Source organism: Streptosporangium lutulentum, from assembly GCF_030811455.1.
Classification (GTDB): Bacteria; Actinomycetota; Actinomycetes; order Streptosporangiales; family Streptosporangiaceae; genus Streptosporangium; species Streptosporangium lutulentum.
The window spans coordinates 2,455,794-2,482,126 of record NZ_JAUSQU010000001.1 but is presented as its reverse complement, the minus strand read 5'-3'; the positions used below and the strand labels follow the sequence as shown (position 1 = coordinate 2,482,126).

28 protein-coding genes are annotated in these 26,333 nt (G+C 68.3%); 11 read left to right on the top strand and 17 right to left on the bottom strand.

Going from position 1 to position 26,333, the window contains the following annotated elements:
* The first annotated feature begins 38 nt into the window (after positions 1–38).
* Positions 39–1,190, top strand: coding sequence for an epoxide hydrolase family protein (locus J2853_RS10655; protein WP_307556857.1), 1,152 nt, complete (start codon positions 39–41; stop codon positions 1,188–1,190).
* Between the two features lie 87 nt (positions 1,191–1,277).
* On the opposite strand, the gene J2853_RS10650 is transcribed toward J2853_RS10655, so the two are convergent.
* Both J2853_RS10650 and J2853_RS10645 read right to left on the bottom strand, forming a co-directional pair.
* Entirely contained in the window at positions 1,278–1,559 is a 282-nt protein-coding gene (locus J2853_RS10650; protein WP_307556855.1) for a DUF8825 domain-containing protein, read from the bottom strand.
* A gap of 181 nt (positions 1,560–1,740) precedes the next feature.
* Complete coding sequence (locus J2853_RS10645; protein ID WP_307556853.1) at positions 1,741–2,496, bottom strand: GNAT family N-acetyltransferase; 756 nt, start codon at positions 2,494–2,496, stop codon at positions 1,741–1,743.
* 266 nt (positions 2,497–2,762) lie between these two features.
* Between J2853_RS10645 and J2853_RS10640 the strand changes: the two genes are divergently transcribed.
* On the top strand, positions 2,763–3,245 hold the full coding sequence (locus J2853_RS10640) for a MarR family winged helix-turn-helix transcriptional regulator (protein ID WP_307556851.1): 483 nt from the start codon (positions 2,763–2,765) through the stop codon (positions 3,243–3,245).
* A 476-nt stretch (positions 3,246–3,721) separates the two neighbouring features.
* Entirely contained in the window at positions 3,722–4,636 is a 915-nt protein-coding gene (locus tag J2853_RS10635; RefSeq protein ID WP_307556849.1) for an LLM class flavin-dependent oxidoreductase, read from the top strand.
* A 181-nt stretch (positions 4,637–4,817) separates the two neighbouring features.
* Here J2853_RS10635 and J2853_RS10630 read toward each other — a convergent pair whose 3' ends face one another.
* A complete protein-coding gene (locus tag J2853_RS10630; protein ID WP_307556847.1) occupies positions 4,818–5,432 on the bottom strand; it encodes an MBL fold metallo-hydrolase in 615 nt (204 codons plus the stop codon).
* Positions 5,433–5,612: 180 nt separating this feature from the next.
* Positions 5,613–6,368, bottom strand: coding sequence for a helix-turn-helix domain-containing protein (locus J2853_RS47800; RefSeq protein ID WP_370879220.1), 756 nt, complete (start codon positions 6,366–6,368; stop codon positions 5,613–5,615).
* Positions 6,369–6,607: 239 nt separating this feature from the next.
* Here J2853_RS47800 and J2853_RS10615 point away from each other — a divergent pair, with 239 nt between their 5' ends.
* Entirely contained in the window at positions 6,608–7,273 is a 666-nt protein-coding gene (locus tag J2853_RS10615) for a DUF4097 family beta strand repeat-containing protein (RefSeq protein WP_307556845.1), read from the top strand.
* On the opposite strand, the gene J2853_RS10610 is transcribed toward J2853_RS10615, so the two are convergent.
* Entirely contained in the window at positions 7,254–7,463 is a 210-nt protein-coding gene (locus J2853_RS10610) for a hypothetical protein (protein WP_307556843.1), read from the bottom strand. The two genes, J2853_RS10615 and J2853_RS10610, sit on opposite strands and share 20 nt — an antisense overlap.
* Positions 7,464–7,474: 11 nt before the next feature.
* Positions 7,475–8,083, bottom strand: coding sequence for a TetR/AcrR family transcriptional regulator (locus tag J2853_RS10605; protein ID WP_307556842.1), 609 nt, complete (start codon positions 8,081–8,083; stop codon positions 7,475–7,477).
* Positions 8,084–8,171: 88 nt separating this feature from the next.
* On the opposite strand from J2853_RS10605, the gene J2853_RS10600 reads away from it, so the two are divergent.
* Positions 8,172–8,930, top strand: a complete 759-nt coding sequence (locus J2853_RS10600; protein WP_307556841.1) for a CPBP family intramembrane glutamic endopeptidase — start codon at positions 8,172–8,174, stop codon at positions 8,928–8,930.
* Between the two features lie 355 nt (positions 8,931–9,285).
* Here the strand turns inward: J2853_RS10600 and J2853_RS10595 are convergent, their stop codons facing one another.
* From J2853_RS10595 to J2853_RS10585, 3 genes are read right to left on the bottom strand one after another with little or no spacing between them, the layout of a single operon-like run.
* Positions 9,286–9,837 carry a DUF1707 SHOCT-like domain-containing protein gene (locus tag J2853_RS10595; RefSeq protein WP_307556840.1) on the bottom strand — a complete coding sequence of 184 codons (552 nt, stop codon included), beginning with the start codon at positions 9,835–9,837 and terminating at the stop codon, positions 9,286–9,288.
* Positions 9,834–10,652: an ABC transporter permease gene (locus tag J2853_RS10590; protein WP_307556839.1), complete on the bottom strand. Its 819-nt coding sequence runs from the start codon at positions 10,650–10,652 to the stop codon at positions 9,834–9,836. The genes J2853_RS10595 and J2853_RS10590 overlap by 4 nt, the downstream gene beginning before the upstream one ends.
* The gene (locus tag J2853_RS10585; RefSeq protein ID WP_307556838.1) at positions 10,649–11,593 is read right to left on the bottom strand and encodes an ATP-binding cassette domain-containing protein; all 945 of its coding nucleotides are present in this window, start codon (positions 11,591–11,593) and stop codon (positions 10,649–10,651) included. Before J2853_RS10585 ends, J2853_RS10590 begins: the two co-directional genes overlap by 4 nt.
* 59 nt (positions 11,594–11,652) lie before the next feature.
* Here J2853_RS10585 and J2853_RS10580 point away from each other — a divergent pair, with 59 nt between their 5' ends.
* Positions 11,653–12,669 carry a TetR/AcrR family transcriptional regulator gene (locus J2853_RS10580; protein WP_307556837.1) on the top strand — a complete coding sequence of 339 codons (1,017 nt, stop codon included), beginning with the start codon at positions 11,653–11,655 and terminating at the stop codon, positions 12,667–12,669.
* Between the two features lie 202 nt (positions 12,670–12,871).
* On the opposite strand, the gene J2853_RS10575 is transcribed toward J2853_RS10580, so the two are convergent.
* Positions 12,872–13,243: a nuclear transport factor 2 family protein gene (locus J2853_RS10575; protein ID WP_307556835.1), complete on the bottom strand. Its 372-nt coding sequence runs from the start codon at positions 13,241–13,243 to the stop codon at positions 12,872–12,874.
* A gap of 182 nt (positions 13,244–13,425) precedes the next feature.
* On the opposite strand from J2853_RS10575, the gene J2853_RS10570 reads away from it, so the two are divergent.
* Both J2853_RS10570 and J2853_RS10565 read left to right on the top strand, forming a co-directional pair.
* Positions 13,426–14,007, top strand: coding sequence for a phosphatase PAP2 family protein (locus J2853_RS10570; protein WP_307556833.1), 582 nt, complete (start codon positions 13,426–13,428; stop codon positions 14,005–14,007).
* Between the two features lie 29 nt (positions 14,008–14,036).
* A complete protein-coding gene (locus tag J2853_RS10565; RefSeq protein ID WP_307556832.1) occupies positions 14,037–14,324 on the top strand; it encodes a hypothetical protein in 288 nt (95 codons plus the stop codon).
* A gap of 217 nt (positions 14,325–14,541) precedes the next feature.
* On the opposite strand, the gene J2853_RS10560 is transcribed toward J2853_RS10565, so the two are convergent.
* Positions 14,542–15,462, bottom strand: a complete 921-nt coding sequence (locus J2853_RS10560) for an ABC transporter permease (protein WP_307556831.1) — start codon at positions 15,460–15,462, stop codon at positions 14,542–14,544.
* Positions 15,463–16,237: 775 nt separating this feature from the next.
* On the opposite strand from J2853_RS10560, the gene J2853_RS10555 reads away from it, so the two are divergent.
* Positions 16,238–19,009: an ATP-binding protein gene (locus tag J2853_RS10555; protein ID WP_307556830.1), complete on the top strand. Its 2,772-nt coding sequence runs from the start codon at positions 16,238–16,240 to the stop codon at positions 19,007–19,009.
* 29 nt (positions 19,010–19,038) lie between these two features.
* Here the strand turns inward: J2853_RS10555 and J2853_RS10550 are convergent, their stop codons facing one another.
* Positions 19,039–19,686, bottom strand: coding sequence for a TetR/AcrR family transcriptional regulator (locus J2853_RS10550; RefSeq protein WP_307556828.1), 648 nt, complete (start codon positions 19,684–19,686; stop codon positions 19,039–19,041).
* Positions 19,687–19,834: 148 nt separating this feature from the next.
* Here J2853_RS10550 and J2853_RS10545 point away from each other — a divergent pair, with 148 nt between their 5' ends.
* Positions 19,835–20,572 (top strand): SDR family NAD(P)-dependent oxidoreductase, encoded by a 738-nt coding sequence (locus tag J2853_RS10545; protein ID WP_307556826.1) that lies wholly within the window; start codon positions 19,835–19,837, stop codon positions 20,570–20,572.
* A 140-nt stretch (positions 20,573–20,712) separates the two neighbouring features.
* Here J2853_RS10545 and J2853_RS10540 read toward each other — a convergent pair whose 3' ends face one another.
* From J2853_RS10540 to J2853_RS10530, 3 genes are all read right to left on the bottom strand, one after another.
* Positions 20,713–20,913 carry a hypothetical protein gene (locus J2853_RS10540; protein WP_307556824.1) on the bottom strand — a complete coding sequence of 67 codons (201 nt, stop codon included), beginning with the start codon at positions 20,911–20,913 and terminating at the stop codon, positions 20,713–20,715.
* A 195-nt stretch (positions 20,914–21,108) separates the two neighbouring features.
* Entirely contained in the window at positions 21,109–22,227 is a 1,119-nt protein-coding gene (nicT, locus tag J2853_RS10535) for a Nickel transporter NicT (RefSeq protein ID WP_307556822.1), read from the bottom strand.
* Between the two features lie 247 nt (positions 22,228–22,474).
* Positions 22,475–23,605, bottom strand: a complete 1,131-nt coding sequence (locus J2853_RS10530; RefSeq protein WP_307556820.1) for a CopD family protein — start codon at positions 23,603–23,605, stop codon at positions 22,475–22,477.
* Between the two features lie 376 nt (positions 23,606–23,981).
* On the opposite strand from J2853_RS10530, the gene J2853_RS10525 reads away from it, so the two are divergent.
* Positions 23,982–24,758: a class I SAM-dependent methyltransferase gene (locus tag J2853_RS10525; RefSeq protein WP_307556818.1), complete on the top strand. Its 777-nt coding sequence runs from the start codon at positions 23,982–23,984 to the stop codon at positions 24,756–24,758.
* A gap of 256 nt (positions 24,759–25,014) precedes the next feature.
* Here J2853_RS10525 and J2853_RS10520 read toward each other — a convergent pair whose 3' ends face one another.
* Both J2853_RS10520 and J2853_RS10515 read right to left on the bottom strand, forming a co-directional pair.
* Positions 25,015–25,371 (bottom strand): transposase, encoded by a 357-nt coding sequence (locus J2853_RS10520; RefSeq protein WP_307556816.1) that lies wholly within the window; start codon positions 25,369–25,371, stop codon positions 25,015–25,017.
* A 448-nt stretch (positions 25,372–25,819) separates the two neighbouring features.
* Positions 25,820–26,332: a hypothetical protein gene (locus J2853_RS10515; RefSeq protein WP_307556815.1), complete on the bottom strand. Its 513-nt coding sequence runs from the start codon at positions 26,330–26,332 to the stop codon at positions 25,820–25,822.
* Position 26,333 lies beyond the last annotated feature (1 nt).

Below are 26,333 nucleotides of genomic sequence, written 5' to 3'. Positions count from 1 at the left end.
GACAGGAGCTGTCCGCTCCGATCCCTACAGTCGGCCCCATGAGTGAGGACATCACCCCGTTCCGCATCGATATCCCGCAAGAACAACTCGACGACCTGCGCGAACGGCTCGGCCGTACCCGCTGGCCCGTCGCGCTGCCGGGCGACGACTGGGACACCGGCGTCCCGACGACCTGGCTGCGCGAGCTGGTCGACTACTGGCGCACCGACTACGACTGGCGGGCCGCCGAGACACACCTGAACGCGTTCCCGCAGTTCACCACCGTCATCGACGACCAGCGAATCCACTTCCTGCACGTCCGCTCGCCGGAGCCGACCGCGTTCCCGCTGGTACTGACACACGGCTGGCCCGGCTCGGTGGCAGAGTTCCTCGACCTCATCGGGCCGCTGACCGACCCGGGGGCACACGGCGGCGACCCGGCCGACGCGTTCCACGTCGTCATCCCGTCGCTACCCGGGTTCGGCTTCTCCGGGCCGACCGCCGACGGCGGCTGGGACACCGATCGCATCGCCCGTACCTGGGCCGAGCTGATGGACCGGCTGGGCTACGAGCGGTACGGGGCACAGGGTGGCGACCTCGGCGCCTCGATCGGCCCGCAACTGGGCCGGGTGGCCCCGGACCGGGTCACGGGCGTGCATGTCAACGGCGGTGCCACGCTACCGCCGCTGCCACTGCCCGATGAGGAGCTCGCCGCTCTGTCGGAGCTCGAACACGACCGGCTCCGCCGAATCGAGGCATTCCAGCAGGAGGAATTCGGATACATCGCGATCCAGGCGACCCGGCCACAGACTCTGGCCTACGGCCTGACCGACTCTCCGGTCGGGCAGCTCGCCTGGATCATGGACAAGTTCCGGGAATGGACGCACCCGCGGTCCGTACCGCCTGACAAGATCATCGACCGGGATCGGCTGCTGACCAACGTGATGATCTACTGGCTCAGCGGCACGGCCGGCTCGGCGGCGTACGTCGGCTACGCGCAAGCCTCCGGCTGGGGCGTGACGTACCCGAACTCCGGCGTGCCCACCGCGTCGATCGTCTTCGCGCACGACGTCGCCATCCGTCGTTACGACGAGGCGGCCAACACCATCACCCGGTGGGTCGACGTCGACCGGGGCGGCCACTTCGCCGCGCTGGAGGAACCCGCCCTGTTGACGGCCGACATCCGGGAGTTCTTCCGCGACCTGCGCTGACCACGGTCCTGCGCGGAGGGACGCGCCATGGCCCGGTCGCGGTCTGGCCGGCGCGGCGGCGAGAAGAGAGGCCAGGCGCGGGAGGTTTCACTCGCTGGAGCGCGCGGCCTTCCACAGTTGCATCCTGGCGGCGTACTGGTCGTCCACGCCCAGCAGCCACGGGTGCTGGTCGCGCTTCTCCTGCGCTTGCAGTCGCGCCTCGCGGGCCTTCTGTAATTCGTCATTCTGCTTGTCGGTGGTCTTCGGTTTGCCGGTCATGATGTCCAGTGCCGACGGGAGGGCGGCGACCAGTTTCTCGACGTGGGCGTTGGCTTTCTCGTAGTCGCGCTGAATCTCTATCAGGCCATCTGGAAATTCGTATGCAGACATGTGTGAATCCAATGATTTCCGGCCTGTCGCCCGGAGGGGCCTCCGTGGTCGGCCGGTGCCCTGCATGTGCCCGCGAACTGCCGCTCTAATCACGTGCCCGTCATCGGCTCCCGGACGGCGGCGCGGACCGGCCCACGGCCACGAGTCATTGTCCTTCGACCCCAGGTCGTACAGGCGATGGTCATCCCCACCAGGTCGCGCGGGTGACGGTGTCGAATCCGAGGGAGTCGTAGAGCGGCTTGCCGGCTGTCGCGGAGGTCAGGGTGACGGGGCCCTTCAGATGTCCCAGTACCGCGTGCATGAGTGCCCGTCCGATCCCCCGCGACCGGTGTTCGGGCAGGGTGGTCAACCAGTAGACCCCGCTGACCGCATCGTCGGTGACCGTCATACAGGCCCCGGCGTGTGCTCCGTCTCGTGTGGCGAGGAACAGGTCGACTCCCTGGCGTTCCAGCAGGCCCTTGGGGAACACCTCACCCGGGTGGTAGGGCTGGAAGCTCGGCAGGGGGAATCCGTGGACCACGATCCGTTCCACGATCTCCAGCTGATCGCCCAGTTCCACGCGATCGACCTGCACGGTGGACGCCGCGGGGGCCGGACCGGGATTGCGGATCATGACGGGGAGCCGCCGGGGGGTCAGGTCCAGATCGCTCACGTCGACCGAGCTGAACGGGTCCTCGATGGCCACCTTGCCGTCCGGTCGGCGCCGGGCCAGTTCCGTCAGCTCGGCAAGATCGTCCGCGTTCGGCTCCGGGGTGAGGAGCAGGATCCGCAGGCCGCTGCGCTCGCTTCCGTCCACGCCGACGAACCCGGGGCGACGGAACAGTCCGTGCCCGCGGGTCTCCGCGAGAGCGGTCCAGAAAGCGGCGGCATTCCGAGTGGCCAGGCGAAGCGAGGTCACGCACGTGGCGGGGACGACGTGTGCTGGTTCAGCGGTCATAGAACAACCCTATTGAGGCGGCCGGTGCGTCCCGACGGCGTCCTGGCCATCGTCGGTCTCACCCGAAGCGCCATGCCGGTGAGGAATGCCAGGCCGATGTCGTAGGCGCGGGGCTGTTCGGCGAGCTCGGCCGGGACGAGGCCTCGGCTGAGCCGTTTGGTTCGTGGACGACCAGGGTGACCGCGATGCCGGAGGCGCGCATTGTGCAGAACGACAGGTAGTTCGTCCTACGAATTGCAAGGCTCTTGAAATGTTACCCTGGCCGAGTGGGTAAAAAAGACGATGGCCAGATCGGGGTTGTGGCCGCGCTGGTCCGGTCCACGTTCTTGGTGAATGCCGTGTACGCCGAGTCCGCCCGGGAGTACGGCCTCACCTCGCAGCAGGGACAGTTGCTGTGCGTCCTGATGGTCCAGCCGTACGGCATGAGCGAATTGGGCGCGATGTTGGGGCTGGCCAAGTCGAGCCTTACCGGCCTGGTGGACCGCACCGAGCGCAACGGCATGGTCCGGCGCGAACCTGACCCACAGGACATGCGTGCGGTGCGGGTCGCGCTCACCCGGCAGGGCGGCAGGCTCGCGGGAGAGTTCTATGCCGAGACGTGCCGGCGGATCGAGAAGCTGACCGCGGGACTCGCCGCCGCCGAACACGACACGCTCGCCGGCCTGCTCGGCCGCGTCGTGCTGGACAACGAGGTTCCCGTGGTCTTCCTGGAACCCGACGAAGGAGCCCCCGCCGACCACAAACGCTAAGACCGCCCTGTCGCACCCGAAGACAAGATTGCAGTTCGCATCACGAACCAATATAGTTCGTAGTACGAACTCAACTCTTTGTCCGTGGGGCGTGAATCATGAGTCGTACAGTTGCGGTCATCGGTGAGGATTACGGGGGTTCGACTGTTGCCAGGGCACCGGACGCCGAGGCCGGCGTCATCCTCATCGATCCCCAGGACGCGTTCGTCAACTCGACGGGATCGCCTCGCGCTGTCCGTCACGCTCGACGACGGCACGCCGGCCAAGCTGGACGAGCCGTTCCCGCCGCCCGCCCCGAACGGGGCCGGGCCTGCGCCCGAAGCGTACGCCCGGTGATCACGCCCCAGCGCCGAACGTCAGCGCACCGGTGATCACGCCGGGTTGTCGCCGAAGTCGCCGTGCCGCCACGCCTTCGTGGACATATAGCCCACAGTTGGCCAAATGGTGAAGTAGCCTCTCGAATGAAAGGCAGAACATTGTCTGCACAAGGAGTCGTCTTCGGGTTCGGCGTGCATACCGGCATCGACGAGGTGCCGGAGCTGCTGCGCATGGCTCAGCAGGCTGACCGTGACGGGCTTGACATCTTCTCGTTGTCGGACCACCCCTACATCGGCGGGCGCCTGGACGCCTACGCCTCCATCGGATTCATCCTCGGACGTACGCAGCACATCTCCGGCTTCGCCAACGTCACCAACCTGCCGACCCGGCCCGCTCCCATGCTGGCGCGAACGGTGACGTCGCTGTCGGCGCTGTCTGGCGGTCGCATCGTGCTCGGCATGGGTGCGGGCGGGCTGTGGGATCGGATCTCCGACATGGGAGTGCCGCGGCTGTCACCGGGTGATGCCGTGGACGCCTTCGAGGAGGCGATCGTCCTGGTCAAGATGCTGTCGGGTGGCGGTCCACCGGTCAGCTACCAGGGCCGCCACTACCGGGTGGAACAGATCGAGCCGGCTCCGGTGGCCGCGCCTTCCGTGTGGACCGGATCGGTCGGCCCGAAATCCCTGGCCGCCACCGGCCGGGTGGCCGACGGCTGGATTCCCGGCCACGCGGCGGATTGGCTCAGCGAGCGATACCGGAAGTCGCGGCCGGTCATCGACGAAGCGGCGGCGGCCCTGGGCCGCGATCCGCGCGAGATCCGTACGGTCTTCAACTTCCCCGGACGCGTCACCGACCGGCCGCTACCCGCCACGCGTGACCGCGACGGTCGCTGGATCGGTGGCTCCGTCGGCCAGTGGGCCGAGGAATTGACCGCGGCCGTGCTGGAGCACGGCGCGTCGGGCTTCATCCTCTTCCCGCCCGGCCACGCCGCGCACGACGACGTCTCCCTCGGCCGCTGGGCCAGAGAAATCGCCCCGGCCGTACGCGAAGTGATCGCGAAGGAAAACGGCTGAGCCGCACTCCGGCTCACGCCATACCGCCGCACCGTACGCGAATGGCATTCCACCGGCTGAGCAGCCGACCACACGCCGCGTGCTAGCGATCTTGTCATCGTCGGCGTCGTGTCTCACCTGGTCAACTCGAACGCCCGGCCACCGTGACCCGTGCGCCGGCCGACCACCTGGAACGGGCAGCCTAAAGATCGACGGATGCGCCTGCCGGGATTCGGGCGTAGTCGGTCTCCTCTTCGAGCCACGCGTCGAAGTACTCCAGACCAATCTTGCTGAGCTGGACGTCGTGGATCGGGAACGCCCGCGCAGGCCGGACGCCTCGGACGAAAGTGATGGCCTCACCGATCTTCACCCAAGGCCCGGACGCCGGAACCAGCAGGGTGTCGACCTCTTCGGAGGGCACGAAGAAGGAATCCCCCGGATGGTAGAGGCCATCCACGAGGAACCCGAGATTCGGGCAGCCGGGCAGGCCGTCGATGACCTCGGCGTGTTCGCCACCGACGGCCTTCACGGTGAAGCCGGCGGCGGTGAAGGTCTCGCCCGCGGCGACCGCGACCGCTCCCTCGCCGAGTTCCGCGGCCAACGCCGCATGGGTGTGGACGGTCAGCGTGGGGTTGCCCGCCAGGGCCGCCTTGAGCGCCTCGACGTCGATGTGGTCGGCGTGCTCGTGCGAGACGAGCACGGCCGTGGCGCCGGACAGCGCGGCCTCCGCCTCGGAGAAGGTGCCCGGATCGATCACCAGCATCCGATCGCCGTCCTGCACGCGCACACAGGCGTGCCCGAAATTCGTCAATATCACTGGATCACCTTATCGACCGACCTCGAACGGCCGCTTCCCTCAGGGAAGCGGCCGTTCGGCCAGATCATGGCTGTGACCATCAAGACGGCTGTTATCCGCGATCCGAACGTGGCCGGGCAGTGCCGTCCGGAAAGGACACGGCCGGCTTCGTCTCATGGCTGTGACCGTCGAGGCGGCTGTCTATCCGCGATCCGAACCTGGCCGGGCAGTGCCGCCCGGAGTCGCTTCGACCTTCGTATGGAGGACTTCGCGGGCCTGGTCCGCGGCGCGGGCCAGGCTCTCGGAGACGAAGTCGAGGAAGCGGGCGATGTTTTCGAGGCGGGTGGCGGCCGGGGTGCCGGAGCCGAGGATGCCGACGCCCTGCCGTGCGGTCTCGGCGACCTGGGCGGTGCCGCGGACGCTGGCCATCATTGATTGGTACCAGACGTCGTCGTCGACGACGTAGCGCTCGCGGCGGCGTTCGTCGCGTTCGCGGCGGATGAGGCCCTGGCTTTCGAGGAACGTGATCGCTTTGGAGATGGTCGCCGGGCTGACCTGGAGGCGCTGGGCGAGTTCGGACGCGGTGAGGCTGCCCGTGTCGGTGGTGCACAGGCAGGACAGCACCCGGGACATCATCTTGGGCGTGCCCGAGGCCATGAAGACGGTGGTGAGCGTCTCCTCGTACTCGGCCACGGCCTCGGCGTCGCGTCCGTGAGGCTGGGGGACCGACTCCGGCCCCCGGGAGGAGGCGGACCTGCGCCGGTGGGCGCGGCGTTCGGTGGCACGGTGGGCCAACTCGGCGCGGTAGGCGGTGGGGCCGCCGTTGCGCATCACCTCACGGGTGATCGTGGAGGTGGGGCGGTCGAGACGCCGGGCGATCTCGGCGTAGGGGAGGCCGTCGGCCAGTCCCAGCGCGATCTGCTGGCGGTCCTGCTGGGTGAGCCTGCCTCCGGCCATCATGGTCTCCTTGCTGCCCTCTGGGTGGTCCCTGACGGTTCCAGCCTAGCGTTCACCTACAACACAACGCAACGAATGAGTGATCATTATTGCATTAATTTTCACAGTCTCCGCAACGATTTTCTCGACTCTACCTGCATTTATGCCAGTTAAGCGCAACGAACCTGTTGTCTCACCAGGAAAAGCAACGTAGCGTTTGCGATGTCAGAAACAACACGGCACAGCGCAAGGAGCACCCCATGCAGACCTTCACCACCCCCGCCCCGATCACCACCGTCCTGGACATCCCCGCCGGACGCATCCAGCTCATCGCCGCCGACCGGGCCGACACCACCGTCGAGATCCGGCCCACCAACCCCACCAAGAACCGCGACGTCAAGGCCGCCGAACAGACCACGGTCGTCTACACCGACGGCGTCCTGCACATCCACACCCCCCAGTCCGGCCACCAGCTCTTCGGCCCCTCCGGATCCATCGAGGTCACCGTCAAACTGCCCACCGGCTCCCACATCAAGGCCACCACCGCCGGCTCCGAACTGCGCGGCGTCGGCCGCCTCGGCGACGTCACCTTCGACGGCGCCTACCGCCAGATCAAAATCGACGAGGCCGCCGCCCTCCGCCTCACCGCGTTCGACGGCGACGTCGAGGTCGGCCGGCTGGGCGGCCCCGCGGACATCAGCACCGCACGGGGCGACATCCGCATCACCGAGGCCATGGGCGGCACGGTGGTGCTGCGCACCCAGTCCGGTGACATCTCGGTCGGCGCCGCCGCCGGGGTCTCGGCCTCCCTGGACGCCGGCACCTCCTACGGCCGGATCACCAACGCCCTGAAGAACGACGGCACCGCCGTCCTGGACATCCGCGCCACCGCCTCCAGCGGCGACATCACCGCCCGCAGCCTCTGAAACGGTGGCCTCGGCGGCGGGCGGCGTCCAGGCCGTTCTTGGTCTTGCGGACGATGTCGCGGCGCCGGTCCTCCGACAGGGCGAGAGTCAGATCCAGGATCGGGGAACGCTCGGCGCGCTCGCCGGCCGCGATGCCCTCCGGCACCGTGACGGCGACGCCGCGCTGGAGCAGGTCGTTGAGGACGATCACCCCCTCCGGGACTACCGCCGGGCCAGGGCCCGATGCCACAGGTGGATGACCGCCTGGATGCGGTCGGTGGCGCCGCTTTCCGCCGGGGGGTCGAGCAGGGCGCCGTGGATGTGGGCCTCGATACCTTGGACGGCCAGCAGCGCGGTCGTCTCCGGGTCGGGAGCGCCGGCGTCGAGCCGGTGCAACTCGCGGGCGAGGGCGTGAGCGATCTGCTGTTCGGCGTGGCGGAAGCGGGCGACCAGATCGGGGGTGCGAGGTGCCAGATCGAACAGCAGCCGGTGCAGGCCGGGCCGATCGGTGTGCAGGGCTGCCACGCACCGCACCAGGTCGGTCAGCAACTGGTGCAGCGTCGGGTGGTCGTCGGCGGCGCGGGTGAAGACCAGGGCGACCTGCTCGGCGGCCTGGCTCAGGTGATGCTCGGCCAGCGCGACCAGCAGCGCGTCCTTGTTGGGAAAGTACTGATAGAGGGAGCCGATGGACACCCCTGCCCGTTCGGCGATCTTGTTGGTGGTGGTGTCGGCGTAACCGTACCGCTGGAAAAGCTGAGCAGCCGCTTGCAGGATCGCCTCCACGGTCTCGCGTGAGCGCTGCTGACGGGGGTGTTTACGGGGTGTGAGCACGGGCCTCCAATGCGAGTACCAAAAACTGAGAACAACTCGCATTATGGAACGACAGGCGCCGGTTCGTGTCCCCTCCCCTCTCCCCCCCTTGAACGGAGACCTCTTCGTGCTGCCCGAACTCCTGACCTACGCCGGCCGGGTCCTGCCCGGCCTCCTGCTGATCGGAGCCTGTTTCGCCTTAACGCGCACCGAAGGCGACCCCCTGCTGCGGATCATGGTGCTCGTCTTCGGGTTCGTGCTGATCCGCGACGCGATGACACCCCTGGGCTTCTGGCGCTTCGGGGCCGCCGGCATGGTGCCGTGGCTGCGCTTCACCGACCATTCGGGGATCTTGCTGGTGTTCGGCGTGAGCACGGTAGCGCTGACCGCGCTCGTGCTGCGCCTGGATCGCGGCCTTCGTGCGCTGGTGCGCTGGGGCCGCTTCGGAATCGCCACGGTGGGGCTCGGCGTCGGCGGCGGCGTGCTGGCTGCCGCCCCGGTGCTGCTGCTGTCGCAGTTCACGCCACTGCCCGAGCGCGGCGGAGCGGTCGCCCTCGGTCTACTGCCGGTGCTGCTGTTCTTCTGCCTGGCCGGCAACCTGGCCGAAGAGGTACTGTTTCGCGGTTTCCTGCAGGGCCGTCTGGAAGAGCACAACGGCCCCCGGCGGGCGGCACTGTTGTCGGCGGTGCTGTTCGCCACCTGTCACGTCTTCCTGGCCTCCACGGTGACCGGTGTCGGCTGGCCGCTGCTGGTCTTCACCCTGTTCGAGGGATTGATCTGCGCCTTCCTGAGGCTACGCCACGGGGTCATCGCCGCGGCCCTCGCCCACGGGACCGCGATCTTCCTGCTGGCCTGCGGTCTGGCTTGATTCTCCACTCAGGTTCCTCACACGGGAACACCTCCGGTGAGCCGAACTCCGTCGCGGCCCGGAGTTCACCCGGAAGCGGGGACCTCTCTTCGCTTGTTCCTTCGCTCGGATTTCGGTGTCGGCGACTTCTCTCCTTCGCGTCGCGCCCGGCGCAGGGGTCCACCACGCCGGCCAACCCCGGTAGCCCGCAAACGACACCGACATCCCCGGCCGATCCGCCCGGCTCCGCCTTCGCAGGGGCGAGCCCCGGGTGGTGTGGCTTCGGCCAGGTTCTGGCTGAGGCTGCGCTCGTGCGCGTCGCCCCTGCCTCATCGAGCGCGGATCGCCCGATGAGGCGGGACTCGCCACCGGGGTCTCAACGCCACGCGTGGCGGATCCTCAACCGTCCCATTCCCATGGTCCCGGAGATGCGGATCGTCGGGCCGCCGGGGTGGGAGCGCCGCCGGGGCTTGTAGAACGTGTCCTTCCACCCGGTGTGCAGATGCTCGATGTCGACGATCGCGTCGCGAGGAACCGTGATACTGGCCCGGCCGGTGCCGAGTCGCATCTCGATGTCGATGACCGGGTGCTCGATGACCGCCCGGGATAGGTCCAGGTGCACCCGCCCGAGTGCGGATTCGACCTTGAGGATCCGCGGGACCCGCCAGGCGCCGCGGCGCCGGATCCGTCCGCTGACGGCGGCGATCGTCGAGATGGTGTCCGCGTTCTCGCCCGGGAGGGAGGCCAGAGCCTGTACGAGTTCGCTGTGCGTCGTGGCGGTGAGCACCTGGTGGAGGCGTCGGTCCATCACCTGATGTGAGATGCGCCCTTCGGCGTATGCCTCCTGCAGGCGCGTCACGGCCGTGTCGCGGTCGCGTTCGTTGACCCGGGGCGGCGGGTTTTCAGGCCCGCCGGCCCGGGTGTTCACCGTCCCCTGCGCATGTTGGCGCGCAGCGACAGCGGGACGAACACGACCAGCAGTGCGGCTGACCAGAGCAGGACGGCGGCAACCGGGTGCGCGAGCGGCCAGGCCGCGTCTCCGGACGGGGCTCCCGGGTTGCCGAACAGTTGCCGGGAGGCGGCGGTGAGCGCGCTGATCGGGTTCCAGTCGGCGATGAACCGCAGCCAGCCGGGCATGCCGCCGGTCGGGACGAACGCGTTGGACAGCATCGTGATCGGCAGGAACAACGGCACCAACTGGGCGGCGCTCTGCTCGTCCTTCACCACCAGGCCCAGGTAGACGCCCACCCAGCTCAGCGCGTACCGCAGCAGCATTATCAGCAGGAACGCCCCCGCTGTGGGGATCAGGCCGCGGTGCGGCTGCCAGCCCACCAGCAGGCCTGTGGCGACCATGGCGGTCAGCAGCGGCACGCCGACCAGGGAGTCGGCGCCGGTCTGCCCGAACGGCACCGCCAGCCGCGCCATCGGCATGGAGCGGAAGCGATCCATCACGCCGCGGGAGGCGTCGGCGGCCATCCGTCCCATGACCCCCTGCACGGCCGTGAAGATCACCATCGCGAACAGGCCGGGCATGAGGTACTCGCGGTAGTCGCCGCCGCCCGGCACGACGATCGCACTGCCGAGGACGTACCCGAACAGCACCACCATGATGACCGGGAAGACCAGCGCTGCGACAATCTGCCCGGGCTCTTGCCGCAGCCGTCCCAGCTCGCGACCGACCAGGGTCAGCCCGTCGGTGAGCGTCCAGCGCAGGCGGCCCAGTGGCGAGGTGAGGGCGGTCATCGGACGTTCTCCTTCCGGTCGGTGAGGCGCAGGAACACCTCGTCGAGGGTGGGGCGGCGCAGGCTCACGTCGGCGGCGGCGACCCCGGCACGGTCGAGTTCGCGCACGATGTCGGCGAGCCGGAGGCCGGCGGCGGGCAGGGCGACGGTGAGCCGGTTGGCGTCGGTCGCCGTGGGATCGGCGCCGGCCAGGGTGGTCAGGACGACCGCCGCCGGGCGCAGCGCGGCGGGGTCTTCGAGGGTGACGTCGAGGCGGTTTCCGACCGTGGCCTTCAGCTCGTCGGGAGTGCCCGTGGCGATCACCTGCCCGTGGTCGATGACGGCGATGTCGTCGGCCAGGTGGTCGGCCTCGTCCAGGTACTGCGTGGTGAGCAGCACCGTGGTGCCGTCGGCCACCAGCTCGCGGATGCCGTCCCAGATCTCGCCCCGGCTGCGCGGATCCAGGCCGGTGGTCGGCTCATCCAGGAAGAGCACCTCGGGGCGCAGGATGAGGCAGGTGATCAGGTCGAGGCGACGCCGCATGCCGCCGGAGTAGCCGGTGACCTGGCGGTCGGCGGCGTCCGTCAGGCCGAAGCGTTCGAGCAGTTCGTCGGCCCGCCGGTGCGCCTCGCGCCGGGACAGGTGGTAGAGGCGCCCGAACATGCGCAGGTTGCCGCGGCCGGTCAGCTTTTCGTCCACGGCGGCGTACTGACCCGCGAGCCCGATCCTGGCCCGCACCTGGGCGGCCTCGCGGACGACGTCGTATCCGGCGATTCGGGCGTGCCCGGCATCGGGCTCGGACAGGGTCGCCAGGATGCGCACCGCGGTCGTCTTTCCCGCGCCGTTCGGCCCCAGCACGCCGCAGACCGTTCCCGCCAGGACGCTCAGGTCCAGGCCGCGTAGTGCACGGGTGTCGCCGAAGGACTTGTGCAGCCCCTCGGCGACCACGATCGGATCCGCCATGATCCCTCCATTGGGTACCTTGTACGCGATTGTGACGGCAGACTAAATGACTGGGTACCATGTACGCAACCGAGGAGGTGAAACCGGTGGCCGACACCGAGTACGTGAACATCTGGATGCGGCCCGAGCGCCCGGCCTACGGGCCGAAGCCGGCCTACAGCAGCGCACAGATCACCGAGGCGGCGATCCGGATCGCCGACGCCGAGGGGCTGGAGGCCGCCACAATGCGGCGGATCGCCGCCGAGATCGGCGCGGGCGCGATGTCGCTCTATCGGTACGTCCCCAGCCGCGACGACCTCATCGAACTCGTGGCCGACCGCCTGATGGGCGAGATCGACGTCGAGGGCATGCCCTCCGGCGACTGGCGCGCGGACCTGACGCGCTACGCCCACGGGCTGCGGGCCATGTGGCTGCGGCACCCGTGGATCGCCACCGTGCAGCGGTCGATCCCCAGCTTCGGCCCCAACCAGCTGCGGTTGATCGAACGAGGGATGGGAACGCTCGACGCCCACGTCTCCATCGATCAGAACCTCGGCCTCATGGCGATGCTGAACAACTACGTCGAAAGCGCCGTCCGCGAGGAGATCAGCTGGGCCGAGGAGGCCCGCCGCAGCGGGCTCAGCGAGTCGGAGTGGATGGCACGGAGCTCCCCGCGCGTCCACCAGCTGGTGGACAGCGGGGAGTACCCGATCTTCACCAAGATCGTGATGGAGTCGCGCCAGCCGCGCCTGAGCCGCGACGACCAGTTCCGGTACGGGCTGGAGCGCGTCCTCGCCTTCATCGCCGCGGCCCTCCCGCGGCCGGTCGAGCCTCCGGCAGAGGCCATCCGGCGCGACCGGCCCCCGCTCGCGCAGCCCGGCCCGCCCAGCGCCCCTTGTGACGAAACACCCGCCACGGCGACCAGCGAGACGCCCGCCTGTGACGAAACTACGGACGATCTCACCCCGGCCCCCAGGTGCGCCGTGTGCGGCGACGCCACCCCCGAAACCGTCACCGGACGGCCCCGCCGATACTGCTCACGGGCATGCCAGCAGATCGCTTACCGCACTCGAAAAAGGGCTGGATCCTCAGGATGATCAACAGGGAAGGCCGCGTTCTCCCGAAGCAGCTTTGCGCGACGGCGGTTACCGTTCGTGGTTGCCGCGGGTCTGAGGTGATGTGACACGGAACTTCAACCACCTGTCACACCGGCGGCGGCCGGGTCGAATCCGCCCGGCTCGGCGTCCGCCGCAGCGACGGCGACTCGGCTCCATTATGACGCCCTTGAGTGCCCGGCACTCAGTCGGCCAGAGTGCCCTGATGGAAGTACACGCGCCAGCCCGTCTCCGTCAGTCGCCACAAGGAGCTCCGCCGTGCCCGGCGCCCCTGCCAGTCGGAAAAGTAGGTCAGGTGAACGATCCCCCGCGCCAACTCGACCCCGGACATCTCGCTGACCTTGACCGGTGACTTCGAAGCCACGGTTTCCGCGCTCATCATCGTGATGATCGACTCCACGTCCCACCAGCGTCCAGACGCTCCGATCTCTGTGAACTCCGGATCCAGAAGCTCCCGGACAAGGGCCGGAGAAGCACGCACCTCAGGATCGAGGAGCCGCAATTCGCCATCGATAGCCGCCTGTACTGCCCCTGCCCACTCATTCTCGTCCGTCATGCGCCGATCCTACGAACACGCACCGGTTGGGCCCAGTGAATATCCAGCCCGGACTGATCACCAACGGTCGGATTCGTCGACCCTCGCCCTCGCCAGGGCCGGTTTCATCAATGATGATCATGTGCGGGGCGATTCCTGCCATCATGGCCGCACCAGGTCGTATGAGCGGAACGGGAAAGTGGATGACGATCGCAGCGCCGCCCGAGCCCAGTGTCGAGGGCTACCAGGCAATCGTCGGCTTGACGCAGGAAGCCCCGGCCTGGGTGCGCGCCGCCATCGCGGCCGGCAGCCTGGCCCTGATCATCGGCTCGATCGCGGTGTTCATCGCCGTGATCTGGAGAGCACGCGGCAAGGGCATGCCCGCGATGGCTCTGGCGGTGCTCGCCCCTGTTGCGACCACCGTGGCCTATGTGATCGCCGAGACTGTCAAAGTGCTGGTCGAGGAAGAACGTCCCTGCCGAGCGCTCGGGAACGTCATGACGATCAGCGCATGCCCGCCCTCGGGCGACTGGTCGTTTCCGAGCAACCACGCGGTTGTGGCCGGAGCCGTCGCGGTCGCCGCGCTCGTCGTCTGGCGGCGCTTGGCCGCGGTGGTCGTCCCGTTGGCGCTCCTGGGCGCGTTTACGAGAATCGCTTCCGGCGTCCACTATCCGCATGACGTGCTCGCCGGTCTTCTGATCGGGGCGGTGGTGACACCGGTGGTGATGCTCGCTGGAACGTACCTGGTCACAGAGCTGATCAGACGGCGCCGTCCGCAGCCGTAACACCGAGATCTCGAGGTGAGGGCCTGGCCGTGCGCCTGTCGCGCGCACGGCCGGGCTGTGCGTCTAGGGCCGGTGGCCCGGCGGAGATCGCACGCGACGCCCTTTCCGGCATCGAGAACGTCGAGGCCGACGCTCTCGATCTCGACGACCTTCAGAGCGTCTTCGCCAGACGCCTTCTCGCCCCGGGCCGCGGCGTCGACATCCTCATCGGCTCAGCCGGCGTCCCCGCCGAAAGCGCGGCCCGCTACTTCCGCACCGGCAAGGCCGAGCAAGCCGCCGCCGACCGCGTCTTCGAGACGAGCACCACCCACATCTGAAAGATCAAAGACACGCTCTCGCCGGGGCGGGCAGACTCCGGAATGGGGACGATCCGAGCAGATGATCTTGCATGGCAATGGAAACCGGTGATCTATCCGGCGAGAGATCAAAACCCGCCACAAGATTCGGCCGGGACGCCGACATCTGGGAAACAGCGGGCGAGAACACCGAGGGCGCACGCCAACTCCCGCTCAGCCCGACAGATCCGCATACGGCTCAGCCACGGCCATATTTTTCTTCGGCGCGCCAAAAATACCAGAAGCCAAGAACAAGGGAAAAAATCGCCCAGAAGGTGCAGGATATCCAAATCCAGTGCGGAGGATTATGTGACTCGATGAGAATATTCCGCATGAATTCGATATAGGAGGCGACGGGATTGAGGTACATCAGGTCAGCCACCCACTGCGGCAAATTAGCATCTTCAACCACTTTTTCCTGGATGGAAAAAAACACGCCGGAAGCATAGAGCCAGGTGCGCATAACGAACGGCAGCATTTGGTTGACGTCGCGTGACGTGGAGCCGATTCGGGCCATGAAGAGGCTGGCGCCGATATTGAACATCGTCTGCATGATCAAAATGACAGGGATGAGTAACCAAAGTAAGGTGATCGGCTCCTGCGTTATTAATACGATCGCGACGAGCACTCCCATGGAGATGGCAAGCTGCTGGAGTTCCTGGATCGTATAGGCCAGGGGAAGTGCCGCGCGAGGGAAGTGCAGGGCACGAATCAGCGCCAGGTTGCCCGAGATCGACTTAGCGCCACTGGTTATCGACCGTTGAGTATAAGAAAAGATAAACATTCCGACAATAAGAAATGCCGGATAATTATGAATGTCACCCTTGCCGCCAAGGATTATACCGAACATCACATAATAGATAGCGGCGTTGAACAGGGGGGTGAGAACCTGCCACAGCCGACCGAGAGCAGAGCCGCTGTACGTCGAAACGTTCCGCGCCGTCGCGTACGTCGTGATGAAGTGCCGTCGTTCCCACATCTGGCGCAGGTACGTAGGAAGACTGGGGCGTGCAGCAGCACGCCGCAAACCATAACGCTCGGCAAGTTTGGAAAGTTCTCCCTGTATATACGGGGAGTTGCCGACTGTGTTCACCGGCATGTTCGGCTCGACGTGACTCATACGACGACACCTTAGTCGAGGTGAACTACGCCGGTTTGCTTACGACTCGATTTCGCCACCTCCACGCAACTCGAAGAGTCGCCTTTCCGCCGCAGGCTGCGGTCACCGTAGCCATCCGCCGCGAAACCAACGAATATGTGCCCGCTGAATACCGTGCCACCGAAAGCCGACGAGTCTGTAACGCCGAGGACACCGGAAGCGGCCATAATCTCCCCCCGCTTCGTATCTTCGCTGGTCAGCGATATCCGCTGGTTTGCGGCGATCGCTACCGAGAACCTGGTCGTGGGTTGTCTTCCGCGCGGGAACGCCCCCTTCTCCCAGGAGACGTCCACGGGTGAGAAGACTCAGCGCGGGGGCGACGGGGACGAGTCGCTGCGCCGGGCCCGGCCATCTCCTCGAGTTCGCTGACCATCTCAGCGGCTTGCTCGGCCCCACCGGATTCCTCGAACAGCCGTGCTCCAACGCCCCCTCGCCCGATGGCGGGTACAACCGACCGGCTACTTGTGCCTGTCATTCTGCCTCGACCTACGATCGCCACGCCTGCTTCCATGGTCTCGCGCACCCCGTTCGGGACAGACCCGACATGGCCGACGGCACGGCTGCCACGCGCGCACCCAAATCATCATCGAAACACGGACAAATATGGAAGCCCCATGACCTCCTCCCCTTCTTTGGCTGAGCGGCGATCCCCGGAAAGGAACGAGCACATGAGCCGCAACGGTGTGACCTCTCCCGGCCGTGACATCAACGCCGGAGTGCCGGGTGGGCGGTGCTGATGGCCGGCACGGATCCCCGGTTGCAACTGCGTGGCCGGCAGATCGAATGCCAGACGCTCGACCAGCTCGTCGCCACCGTGCAGGCCGGCCACAGCTCGGTACTGATCCTGCGCGGCGAGGCCGGCATCGGCAAGACGGCGCTGCTGGAGTACGCGCGTGACAGCGCGTCCGGCTGCCGGACGGCCAGGGCGGCGGGCGTCGAGTCCGAGATGGAGCTGGCCTTCGGCGGGCTCCATCAGCTGTGCGCCCCGTTCCTGGATCGTCTCTGTAGCCTGCCGGGCCCGCAGCGCGACGCGCTGGAGACGGCGTTCGGCGTGAGCGCGGGCACCCCGCCCGATCGCTTCCTGGTCGGACTCGCGGTGCTCAGCCTGCTCGCCGACGTCGCCGAGAAGGAACCACTGATCTGCCTCGTCGATGACGCCCAGTGGCTGGACCGGGTCTCCGCGCAAACCCTCGCCTTCGTCGCGCGGCGCCTGCTCGCCGAGCGGATCGGGCTGGTGCTCGCGGTGCGTGAGCCCGGCCTGGAACACGAGTTGACGGGGTTGCGGCACCTTCAGGTGGGGCGCTTGAGCGACAGCGACGCTCGCGCCCTGATGGACTCGGTGACGCCCGGGCGGCTCGACGAGCGGGTACGGGATCGGATCGTCGCCGAGACGCAGGGAAACCCGCTGGCCCTGCTGGAGCTGCCCCGGGGGTTGACGCCGGCGGAGCTGGCCGGCGGGTTCGGGCGGCCCGACATACGGCCGCTGGCCAGCCAGATCGAGCAGAGCTTCCTGCGGCGGGTCACCTCGCTCCCTGCCGACACGCAGCGACTGCTGTTCATCGCGGCGGCCGAGCCGGTCGGCGATGTGACCTTGCTGACCCGCGCGGCGGAGCTGCTGGGAATCGACGCCGCCGCCGCGGCGCCGGCCGAAGCGGCGGGGCTCATCACCATCGGGACCCGGGTGCGTTTCCGCCATCCTCTCGTGCGCTCGGCGGCCTACCACGTGGCGGCCCCGCAGGACCGGCAGAGCGTGCACCGCGCGCTGGCCGACGCGACCGATCCGCACGCCGATCCCGAACGCCGGGCCTGGCATCTGGCCAACGCCGCAGCCGGCCCAGAGGAGGCGGTGGCCGCCGAACTGGAGCGCTGTGCCGACCGGGCGCAGGCACGCGGCGGCGTCGCCGCGGCCGCCGCGTTCCTGGAGCGGGCGGCCGAGCTGACCCCCGATCCGGCACGCCGCGGCGCCAGAGCGCTGACGGCGGCACGGGCCAAGTACCAGGCCGGCGGGTTCGACGCCGCGCTCGAACTGCTGGACGCCGCCGAACTCAGCCCCTTGGACGAGCACGAGCTCGCCCAGGCCGGTCTGCTGCGCGGTCAGATCATGTTCACCTCCAGAAGCGCCGGCGCCGCCTTGCCACTGCTGCTCAGAGCCGCCAAGCGCCTGGAGCCGCTGGACGCCGGACTGGCCCGCGAGACCTATCGTGACGCCCTGGAAGCGGCCATGACCGCCGGTCGGCTGTCGAGCGGCGCCCAATTGGTGGACATCGCCCAAGCGGCTCTCGCCGCGCCGCCGGGGCCACGACCGGGGCGCGACGATCTGCTCCTGAACGGCTTGGCGGTGATGTCCACCGAGGGGTACGCGGCGGGCGTGCCGATGGTGCGGCAGGCCCTGGACGCCTTCCGCACCGAAGGGATCTCCAGGCAGGAAGGCCTTGGCTGGCTCCCGCTCGCGTGCCGCCTGGCCCACAACGTCTGGGACTTCGACAACTGGTCGGCGCTCTCGGCGGGGCTGGTCGACCTGGCCCGCGAGACGGGGGCTCTGTCGGTGCTGCCGTCGGCCCTTCACATGCTTGCCTCGAATCGGGCCATGGCCGGTGAGCTCGCCGTCGCCGACGCGCTGGTCGCCGAGGCGGCGACGATCGGTGAGGCGACGGGCAGTCGCGTCTTCGCCCACTACGCGGCCCTGGTGGTCGAACCGTGGAAAGGCCGGGAAGCCGCGACACGCCAGGTGATCGAAACGATCACGCGAGACACGCTCCTGGCGGGGGAAGGCAAGGTGCAGACCGCCGGCCAATGGGCGAGCTCCGTGCTCTACAACAGCCTGGGCCGCTACGAGGAGGCGTACGTCGCGGCCGAGCGGGGCTGCGAGCACCCGCAGGAACTCGGCGGACCGTTCATCAGGTCCATGGTCGAGCTCGTCGAGGCCGCCACCCGGAGCGGACGGCCGGCCCGCGCGGCCGAAGCCGCCCGACGACTCGACGAGATGGCACAGGCCAGCGGCACCGACTGGGCGCTGGGCACCTCGGCGGTCGCGCGTGCCCAGGTGAGCGACGGACCGGCCGCCGAGGCTCTGTACCGTGAGGCGATCGAGCGGCTCGGCCGTACCGAGGTCCGGATCACGTTCGCCCGTGCCCGGCTGCTGTACGGCGAGTGGCTGCGCCGGGAGAACCGCCGTCTCGACGCCCGCGAGCACCTGGGCGCCGCGTATGAGATGTTCACCCAGATGGGGGCCGAGGCGTTCGCGGAACGCGCCCGGCGCGAACTGCAGGCCACCGGCGAGACGATACGCAAGCGCCCGGCCGAGGCGCGCGCCACGCTCACCGCCCAGGAAGCGCAGATAGCGCGCCTGGCCGGCGACGGACTGACCAACCCCGAGATCGGCGCTCAGCTGTTCATCAGCCCGCACACCGTCGAATGGCACCTGCGCAAGGTCTTCGCCAAGCTCGGCATCGCCTCCCGCAAACAGATCCGCACCACGCTGCTTGACGGCACGGCGGTTACGGCGTGACGGCACCCCCGCATCGAGAGTCGCTCGGATCAGCGCCCGGGGTCGGGGTCCGGATCGATCAGGGGCAGCCGGCTCGGCGGTGGGTACGGCAGCCTTCGCCCCGTGCCGGTGGTGACGCCGTCGAGGATCAGCTCCAGGTACCGGCGCCATGCCTGCGGCTCGGCGATGAGCAGCGGCGCCGCCGTGTGCTGGATGCCTCCCAGTATCAGGACGACATCGGTGCCGGTGATGTCCGGGCGGACGATGCCCTGTCGGCGGGCACGGGCGGTGAGCCCTTCCGCGACATCGCACAGGCGGTCGATCGCGTCCCGCACCTGCGCGTGCTGCAAGGACGGGCGTCCGATGACCTCGCAGAACGCCCGGTCCCTGACGAAGATCTCCACGCCGGCGGTCATGAACTCCCGCAGTGCCAGGCCGGGATCGTCGGCGGTGAGCAGTGCGGTGCCGGTGTCCACGAGCTCGTTGAGCATGCCGAGCATGATCGCCGCCAGCAGCTCCTCCTTGGAGGAGAAGTGGCGGAAGACCGTTCCCTTCCCCACCCCGGCGCGTTGCGCGATCTCACCGATGGACACCTCGACTCCGCACTCGGCGAACGCTTCAGCCGCGGCGTCCAGCAGCAGTCGACGGTTGCGCACCGCGTCACTGCGTGATGAGCCGACGGACGTCGTTCCAGTCATACGCCTCCCTCCCCCATCAGCCTACCGCCCAACATGACCGACCAGTCCGTTTCGGTGTTAGCATTAAAAATGACCGACCGGTCCGTTTAGGTGATGTACCCGAACGGCCGAGCGGGCCGGGGAACCTGTGATTCGGAAAAGGAAGAACATGAGCAACACGCTGGACGGAAAGGTCGTCCTCATCACCGGAGCGTCGTCGGGCATCGGCGAGGCCACCGCGCTGGCCCTCTCAGCGGAGGGGGCCCGGGTCGCGGTCGGGGCCCGGCGCGTCGACCGGCTGGAGGCTCTGGCGAGCAAGGCGCCCGACCAGATGCTGGCCCTCGAACTGGACGTGACCGACCAGGAGTCGGTGCGGGCCGCGATCGCGAAGACCGTCGAGCACTTCGGCGCACTGGACATCCTGGTGAACAACGCCGGGGTGATGCTCGCCGGCCCGATCGCGGGTGCGGACACCACGGAATGGACGCGCATGATCGATACCAACCTGCTCGGGTCGATGTACACGGTCCACGCGGCGCTGCCGCACCTGCTGGAGCGCAAGGGCGCCGTCGTACAGGTCTCCTCGACCTCGGGACGGATCTCGTCCGCCGGCAACGGCGCCTACGCCGCGACCAAATTCGGCATCACCGCCTTCACCGAGGCGCTGCGGCAGGAGGTCACCGCCCAGGGCGTGCGGGTCGTGGCCATCGAGCCCGGCTTCGTCGCCACCGAACTGACCGACCACATCACCGACCCCACGATGCAGGCCGCCGCCAAGGACATGGCCGCCTCCATGCGCACCCTGCAGCCCGAGGACATCGCGAACGCGGTCGTGTACGCCGTCACCCAGCCGGAGCGCGTCGCGGTGAACGAGATCCTCATCCGCCCCACCGACCAGACCCGGTAGGCGAACGACACCGGCCCGGCGCAAGGCCGGCGACCGGGGCCGGCCCGCGCGTGGTCGTTGCTGCGAACATCTCGGCGAGCCTTTCGCGGCAGGAGTCGTTGACTCCGTGGTCCGTGTTCCCCCTCGAGCAGCAACACCGATCACTCCTCGTGCTCGCTGAGGCCGAAAGCCTTCGGGAACTCCTCCATGAACCGACGGCGGGCGCCGGACGACTCTTCTGCGGAGATCTGACGCACCATGTCGCGCGCCGGCGCACCGACCGGCGGGGCGCCGTTCAGGCCCTCGTGAAAGCCTTCCAGGCTCTCGGTCCCAAGGCGCTGCCGAGCGGGACCGCCGATCAAGGGCCGGACCGATCCCCTGCCGATGGCCGGAGGTCGGCGTGCTGATGGGGTGGCGTGCGGCACGTCCGCCACGGGGCGGAGACGTTCGGAAGTCGTGGGCGCGCGCTCCCCGCAGAGTGTGGGTTCGCGGCTGTCGTGGACTCCGGCCGGACGTCCGCGGTGCGTGGGAAGGTCGCCCGGCCGTCCGGGCCGGGGTCAGTTGTCGGCGTCGGCCGGGCGGACGTCGGCCGACCAGCGTTGCTCGATGCCGCCCAGGCGCCACACCACCAGCGCGACGACCCAGGTGGCGACGAACAGGGCGACGATGGCGTAGCCGACGTCGTTGAGATCCAGGGCGGCGATGGCGGCCAGCGGCCCGGATTGGATGCGGAGTTCGTCGGCGAGCAGGCCGATCAGCTCGATCGCGCCGATGAGCACCGCGACGGCGACCGACAGGGCGGTGACGGTGATGTTGTAGTAGATCTTGCGCACGGGCTTGGAGAACGCCCAGCCGTAGGCGAAGTTCATGAAGCAGCCGTCGATGGTGTCCAGCAGGCTCATCCCCGCGGCGAACAGCACCGGCAGGGTCAGTACCGCGTACCACGGCAGGCTGAACGCGGCGGCTCCTCCGGCCAGCACGAGCAGGGAGATCTCGCTGGCGGTGTCGAAGCCGAGGCCGAACAGCAGCCCGATCGGATACATGTGCCACGGCTTGCGCACGGCCTTGGTGGCTCCGCCCAGGATGCGGTTCATGAACCCCCGCTTGTCCAGTTGCGCTTCCAGGGCGGCTTCGTCGTAGGCGCCGCGGCGCATCTGCCGGAAGACCTTCACGATCTGCCACAGGACCACGGCGTTGATCACCGCGATGATCATGAGGAAGACGCCGGAGACCAGGGTGCCGATCAGGCCGGTGACGGTCTGCAGGGCGGAGGCGTCGTCTTCGACCTGGCCGGCGAGGGTGCGCACGCCGAGGCCGAGCAGCAGGCACAGGGCGAAGACGACGGTGGAGTGCCCCAGGGAGAACCAGAATCCCACCGAGACCGGGCGCCGGCCATCGGCCATGAGCTTGCGGGTGGTGTTGTCGATGGCGGCGATGTGGTCGGCGTCGAAGGCGTGCCGCATGCCCAGGGTGTAGGCGGTCAGGCCCAGGCCGACGGTGAAGGCTCCCGCCTGGCCCAGTTGGTAGTTGTGCGGGGCGATCAACGCGATCAGTGAGAACCAGCCCACGATGTGCAGCGCGGCGATGAAGCCGGCCATTCCGGCGACGCGACTCCACTCCCCGCCGGACAGGGGGTGCCTGCGCCGCGAGGGCGAGGTGGCGGCGGGTGAGCTCATGCGATCGCTCCATCAAAAGGGACAAACACCCCCAGAAACGTACTCTTATTGCGAAATACTCGCAAGAGCGACCTATGCGCCAGAAGGCACTCTTGCATGATCATCGTTGCGAACGGATCGCGATGAGGTCGGGCACGACGGGGGAGATCGCTGCGGCCAAGGCGCCGGACGGCACCTGCCGCCACCCACGATGTCCTTCCGTCTCCCTCCCCCGTAGTCGCCCATGTCGGCGCGCTCGGAACGGCGGCTACACGCCGACGAGGCCGTCGGGTTCTTTTCTTGCCGCGGCGGTGGCCGCCGTGGTCCGGCTCCGGGCGATGCGTCCCGACACGCGGTAGCCGGCGGCCATGGCGGCGATGACAAGAAGGGTCTCGGCGGTGCCCCACGTCCAGGTGGATGCGCTGACCTGCTTGGCGGGGATCTTCGGCAGCTCCGCCGACAGCGAGGTGGCGTGTGCGGCGGCTTCGGCCTGGAAGGCCTGGTTGCGGGCCGAGCCGTGCAGGAAGGGCGCGACGAACAGCACCGTCATGCCGAGCAACAGCTCGACCGCGAGCAGGGCGGGGAACCGCCGGAGGAGGATGGTCCGCAGGTTCCGCTGGTCACCGCCGGCCCGCAGGGCCTCGATGCGGGGATGCAGCCAGAACTGGTTGAAGACGCCGAGCAGCAGCATGGTGCCGAAAATGAGGATCTTCACGCCCAGCACCCGGCCGTACATCGTGGTGAACAGCTGCGAAGGGCCGTCGACATGCTCCCAGTACAGGAACAGACCGGACAGCATGATCGCCGCCACGCAACTCATCGCCAGCACGGAGAACCGGCGGACGGCCCCCGACCAGAACGCGCCTCGCGCGGTCTCCGGAACCCCTCCGGGCAGGGTGAGCAGCAGCAGTCCGGCCAGCCCCCCGATCCAGGTCGCGCCGCCGAACAGGTGCACCATCCATATCGCGGTCTCGAACCCGGCCCGGCCCCAGTCGTCGGGTACCTCGGCTGGGAACTTGGTCGTGCCCAGCGCCACCGCGCCCGCGGCCAGGCCGATGCCGAGCAGCCACGACCTCGCCCGGCCGCCGACCACGGCCCGGAACGCGAGCGGAGCGACCAGCACGGCACCCGCCAGTGCGAGGGTGACCTCCAGGCCGGACAGGAGCCCGGTGGCGCTGCCGTCGTACAGCGAGTTCCAGGCCGCGGCGTAGTCGTATCCTCCGGACTCCGATGCCCCGTGCGCGAGATCGGTCAGCACCGCCGGTACCGCCAGCACTCCGAGTGCGACGGCGGCTCGCGCCAGCCGCGCCGTGACGGGGGCGAGCACGCCTGCGCCGACCCGCCGGGCCGTGGGTCCCGCGGCGAAAAGAGCCAGTGCGACCACACCGGCGAATCCCATGAGCGTGATCCATGTCGCCCATGCCACTGCGGAGTCCGAGAAGGGCCCCAGCGGCGTCGGGGGCGGCGAAACCGCCGCGAGGGTCGGGAAAGACACAGTTCACCTCAGGTATGACAGTCACCGGAAGACAGAGGGAACTTAGGTTAGGCATGGCTAACTTTTGAGTCAACGTGACGATTTTCACCGCCCGATCGGTGATCCGGCAGTGTCCCAATTGCGTAGAGTGTGCCTGAATACGTAGAGTCCGGATCGTCGAGCATCGGGCCGGCCCAGGCGGTGTTCGAGGCGATGCCGGCGGGCTGGGCTCGACAGCGGTGCAGCGGCGCACCGGCGTAATTCGGTTGGCTGTCGTCGGCCGTTTGTGGATACTGCCGGAATGTTCTCCGATGCCGAGGCCGCGGCTCTCTACGACGTGATGAATCCGTGGGACCCCGCCCGTTACCCCGAGGTCGTCTTCTGCACCGAACTCGTGATGGCGGCCGGTGCCGTACTGGATCTCGGCTGTGGCACCGGGAGCATGCTGCACCGCGCCCGCGATCTTGGTCACACCGGACGTCTCGTCGGTCTCGACCCCGACCACGGCATGCTGGATCGGGCCAAACGCCGCACCGACATCGCATGGGTCTCCGGCGTCGCCGCCGACGCCGCCTGGGACGACGAGTTCGACCTGGCCACGATGACCAGCAACGCCTTCCAGCACCTGGTCACCGACGACGAGCTGCGGGCCTCCCTGACCGCGATCCGCACCTCGCTCCGCGACGGTGGCCGATTCGTCTTCGGTACCCGCCACCCGCAGGCTCGCGCCTGGGAAAGCTGGAACCCGTCGAACGCCTTCGACATCGAAGGCGCCACCGGACGCAAGCTACGCATGTGGCATGACGTTGAGTCCGTCGCCGGCGATGTCGTCACGTTCACCGAGACCACCGCCGAGCGCGACGGCACAGTCCTCCGCGTCGACCGGGCAAGCCTACGCTTCCTCGACGTCCCAGCGCTGGCCACGTTCCTGACCGGGGCCGGGTTCACCATCGAGGATCAGTACGGCGACTGGCACCGGGGTCCCATCACCGAAACCAGCCGCGAGATCGTCACGATCGCCCGCCGCGTCCGAACCCAGCACTCGGCACCGGATGGGAACACCCCACACCTCCAGTGAGCGCACGTCGCCGGTCTTCGCGCGGTGGCCCGCCTGACGTCGCCCGCGCGGGACGGACCATGCCGCAACCGGTACGGCCGCGCTCCGTCGAGCAGGAGAAGGCGGCTTACTCATTCGATGCCCCGGAGCGAAAAAGGAACAAGCCCCACCGATCCCGAGATTCCCCCGACCGCACTCTCCCGGGCCCAGAAGCCGAACGCACCCCGGAGGCCCACCCGGCCTCCGGAGTCATTCCCCCTGAGGTCGCGACCCGCGATCACCAGTCCGCGACCTCGAACCTCTTCCAGGGCCGGATGTCCTCCGGCACCCTCGGCCGGGCACCGAAAGCCCGCCCGCCGACCTCATCCCCAACGGGACGCAACGCATCCAGGATCATCTTCCAGGTGCCATCCGCCGACCAACGGCGATACCGGCCGTAAACCGTCTTCCAACTGCCGTACACCTCCGGCAACCCCCGCCAGGAACAGCCGGTCCTGAACCGGAAGAACACCCCATCGACGATCACCCGGTGATCAGCCCACCGTCTACCCCTCCGGGCCGGAGCAGGCAACAACAACTCCAGCCGTGCCCACTCGTCATCGGTCAGAGCACCACGTTTCAACCGGTCGTCCACGGCTCAATGATCTACACCATTAACGAGCGAAGATCCACTTGAGGCCTGTCGGCGACCGTCGCTCGATGAAATCGCGGAGCGTCCGCGAATCCGGCCCCCGTCCCCGACGGAGCCGGGACAGAGCCGGCGTGATCCAGGTCGCACCACCGCCCGCGACCACCCCGGCGGTCGCGGCTCTCCCCCGCCGGTCTCTGGATACCCGTCGTGCCACTCTCCTGCGAGTCGATCGAATCGTTTCCGGCTGGAAGTCCAGCACCGACGATTGATTCCCCCGGGGATCCGAGGTCGTCCTCTTCTGCGGGAACGACTGGTTCCACGCATTCGACGTTGGAACCGCGGCATCCGGCCAAGGGGGTTCTCCCTTTGTCGTGCGGAGTAAGAAACCCTTCGTCGGATGCCGCGGCTCGCTCGGATCACGAAGACGCCGGCGCCGTTCTGCCGCCGGCCCTCAGCAGGAGTTCGCCCAGCGGTGGCTGGCGATGTTGTCGTTCATCGACTGGCCCTGGCCGGCCTTGCCGTCCCACAGGAAGTAGATGCCCGTCAGGTTGTTGAGGTAGTAGCCGTTGGGCAGGCAGTTCCTGGAGCCGCCGTAGCTCGGGCTGTAGTACAGGTTGACGTCATCGTACGAGCCGGTGTAGCCGCGATTCTCCAGGGAGCTCGCCAAATTGCGCATCTCCATGTTGGAGACGGCTCCGGAGCAGGTGTCCCAGTTGGTGTCGTCGTTGAACCAGCGGCACCAGGCGCCGCCTTTGTTGGCGCCCACCCATGCGTAGAGATAGCCGTCCGGGGCCGCCGCCAAAGCGGAGTCGGGCGACGACGAGGTGATCGCGGTGTCGGTCGACGACGGGGCGGTTACGGGCTTGGGCGTCGGCCGGTCGATTGCCTGCGCGACGCCGGGGGTGGCGAAAAGAGCCAGGGCGGCGATTCCCAGGGCCGCCAGGGCGGTGCTTCTTCTGTTCATT

What these genes read in the sequence shown, in the direction of transcription:
- nicT (WP_307556822.1), bottom strand. Translation starts at nt 22,227, where the DNA reads ATGAGCTCACCCGCCGCCACCTCGCCCTCGCGGCGCAGGCACCCCCTG.
- J2853_RS10585 (WP_307556838.1), bottom strand. Translation starts at nt 11,593, where the DNA reads ATGGCGGATCCGATCGTGGTCGCCGAGGGGCTGCACAAGTCCTTCGGC.
- J2853_RS10560 (WP_307556831.1), bottom strand. Translation starts at nt 15,462, where the DNA reads ATGAGTCACGTCGAGCCGAACATGCCGGTGAACACAGTCGGCAACTCC.
- J2853_RS10575 (WP_307556835.1), bottom strand. Translation starts at nt 13,243, where the DNA reads ATGACGGACGAGAATGAGTGGGCAGGGGCAGTACAGGCGGCTATCGAT.
- J2853_RS10545 (WP_307556826.1), top strand. Translation starts at nt 19,835, where the DNA reads ATGAGCAACACGCTGGACGGAAAGGTCGTCCTCATCACCGGAGCGTCG.
- J2853_RS10570 (WP_307556833.1), top strand. Translation starts at nt 13,426, where the DNA reads ATGACGATCGCAGCGCCGCCCGAGCCCAGTGTCGAGGGCTACCAGGCA.
- J2853_RS10645 (WP_307556853.1), bottom strand. Translation starts at nt 2,496, where the DNA reads ATGACCGCTGAACCAGCACACGTCGTCCCCGCCACGTGCGTGACCTCG.
- J2853_RS10555 (WP_307556830.1), top strand. Translation starts at nt 16,238, where the DNA reads ATGGCCGGCACGGATCCCCGGTTGCAACTGCGTGGCCGGCAGATCGAA.
- J2853_RS10530 (WP_307556820.1), bottom strand. Translation starts at nt 23,605, where the DNA reads ATGGGATTCGCCGGTGTGGTCGCACTGGCTCTTTTCGCCGCGGGACCC.
- J2853_RS10525 (WP_307556818.1), top strand. Translation starts at nt 23,982, where the DNA reads ATGTTCTCCGATGCCGAGGCCGCGGCTCTCTACGACGTGATGAATCCG.
- J2853_RS10550 (WP_307556828.1), bottom strand. Translation starts at nt 19,686, where the DNA reads ATGACTGGAACGACGTCCGTCGGCTCATCACGCAGTGACGCGGTGCGC.
- J2853_RS10515 (WP_307556815.1), bottom strand. Translation starts at nt 26,332, where the DNA reads ATGAACAGAAGAAGCACCGCCCTGGCGGCCCTGGGAATCGCCGCCCTG.
- J2853_RS10615 (WP_307556845.1), top strand. Translation starts at nt 6,608, where the DNA reads ATGCAGACCTTCACCACCCCCGCCCCGATCACCACCGTCCTGGACATC.
- J2853_RS10650 (WP_307556855.1), bottom strand. Translation starts at nt 1,559, where the DNA reads ATGTCTGCATACGAATTTCCAGATGGCCTGATAGAGATTCAGCGCGAC.
- J2853_RS10580 (WP_307556837.1), top strand. Translation starts at nt 11,653, where the DNA reads ATGTACGCAACCGAGGAGGTGAAACCGGTGGCCGACACCGAGTACGTG.
- J2853_RS10590 (WP_307556839.1), bottom strand. Translation starts at nt 10,652, where the DNA reads ATGACCGCCCTCACCTCGCCACTGGGCCGCCTGCGCTGGACGCTCACC.
- J2853_RS47800 (WP_370879220.1), bottom strand. Translation starts at nt 6,368, where the DNA reads ATGGCCGGAGGCAGGCTCACCCAGCAGGACCGCCAGCAGATCGCGCTG.
- J2853_RS10655 (WP_307556857.1), top strand. Translation starts at nt 39, where the DNA reads ATGAGTGAGGACATCACCCCGTTCCGCATCGATATCCCGCAAGAACAA.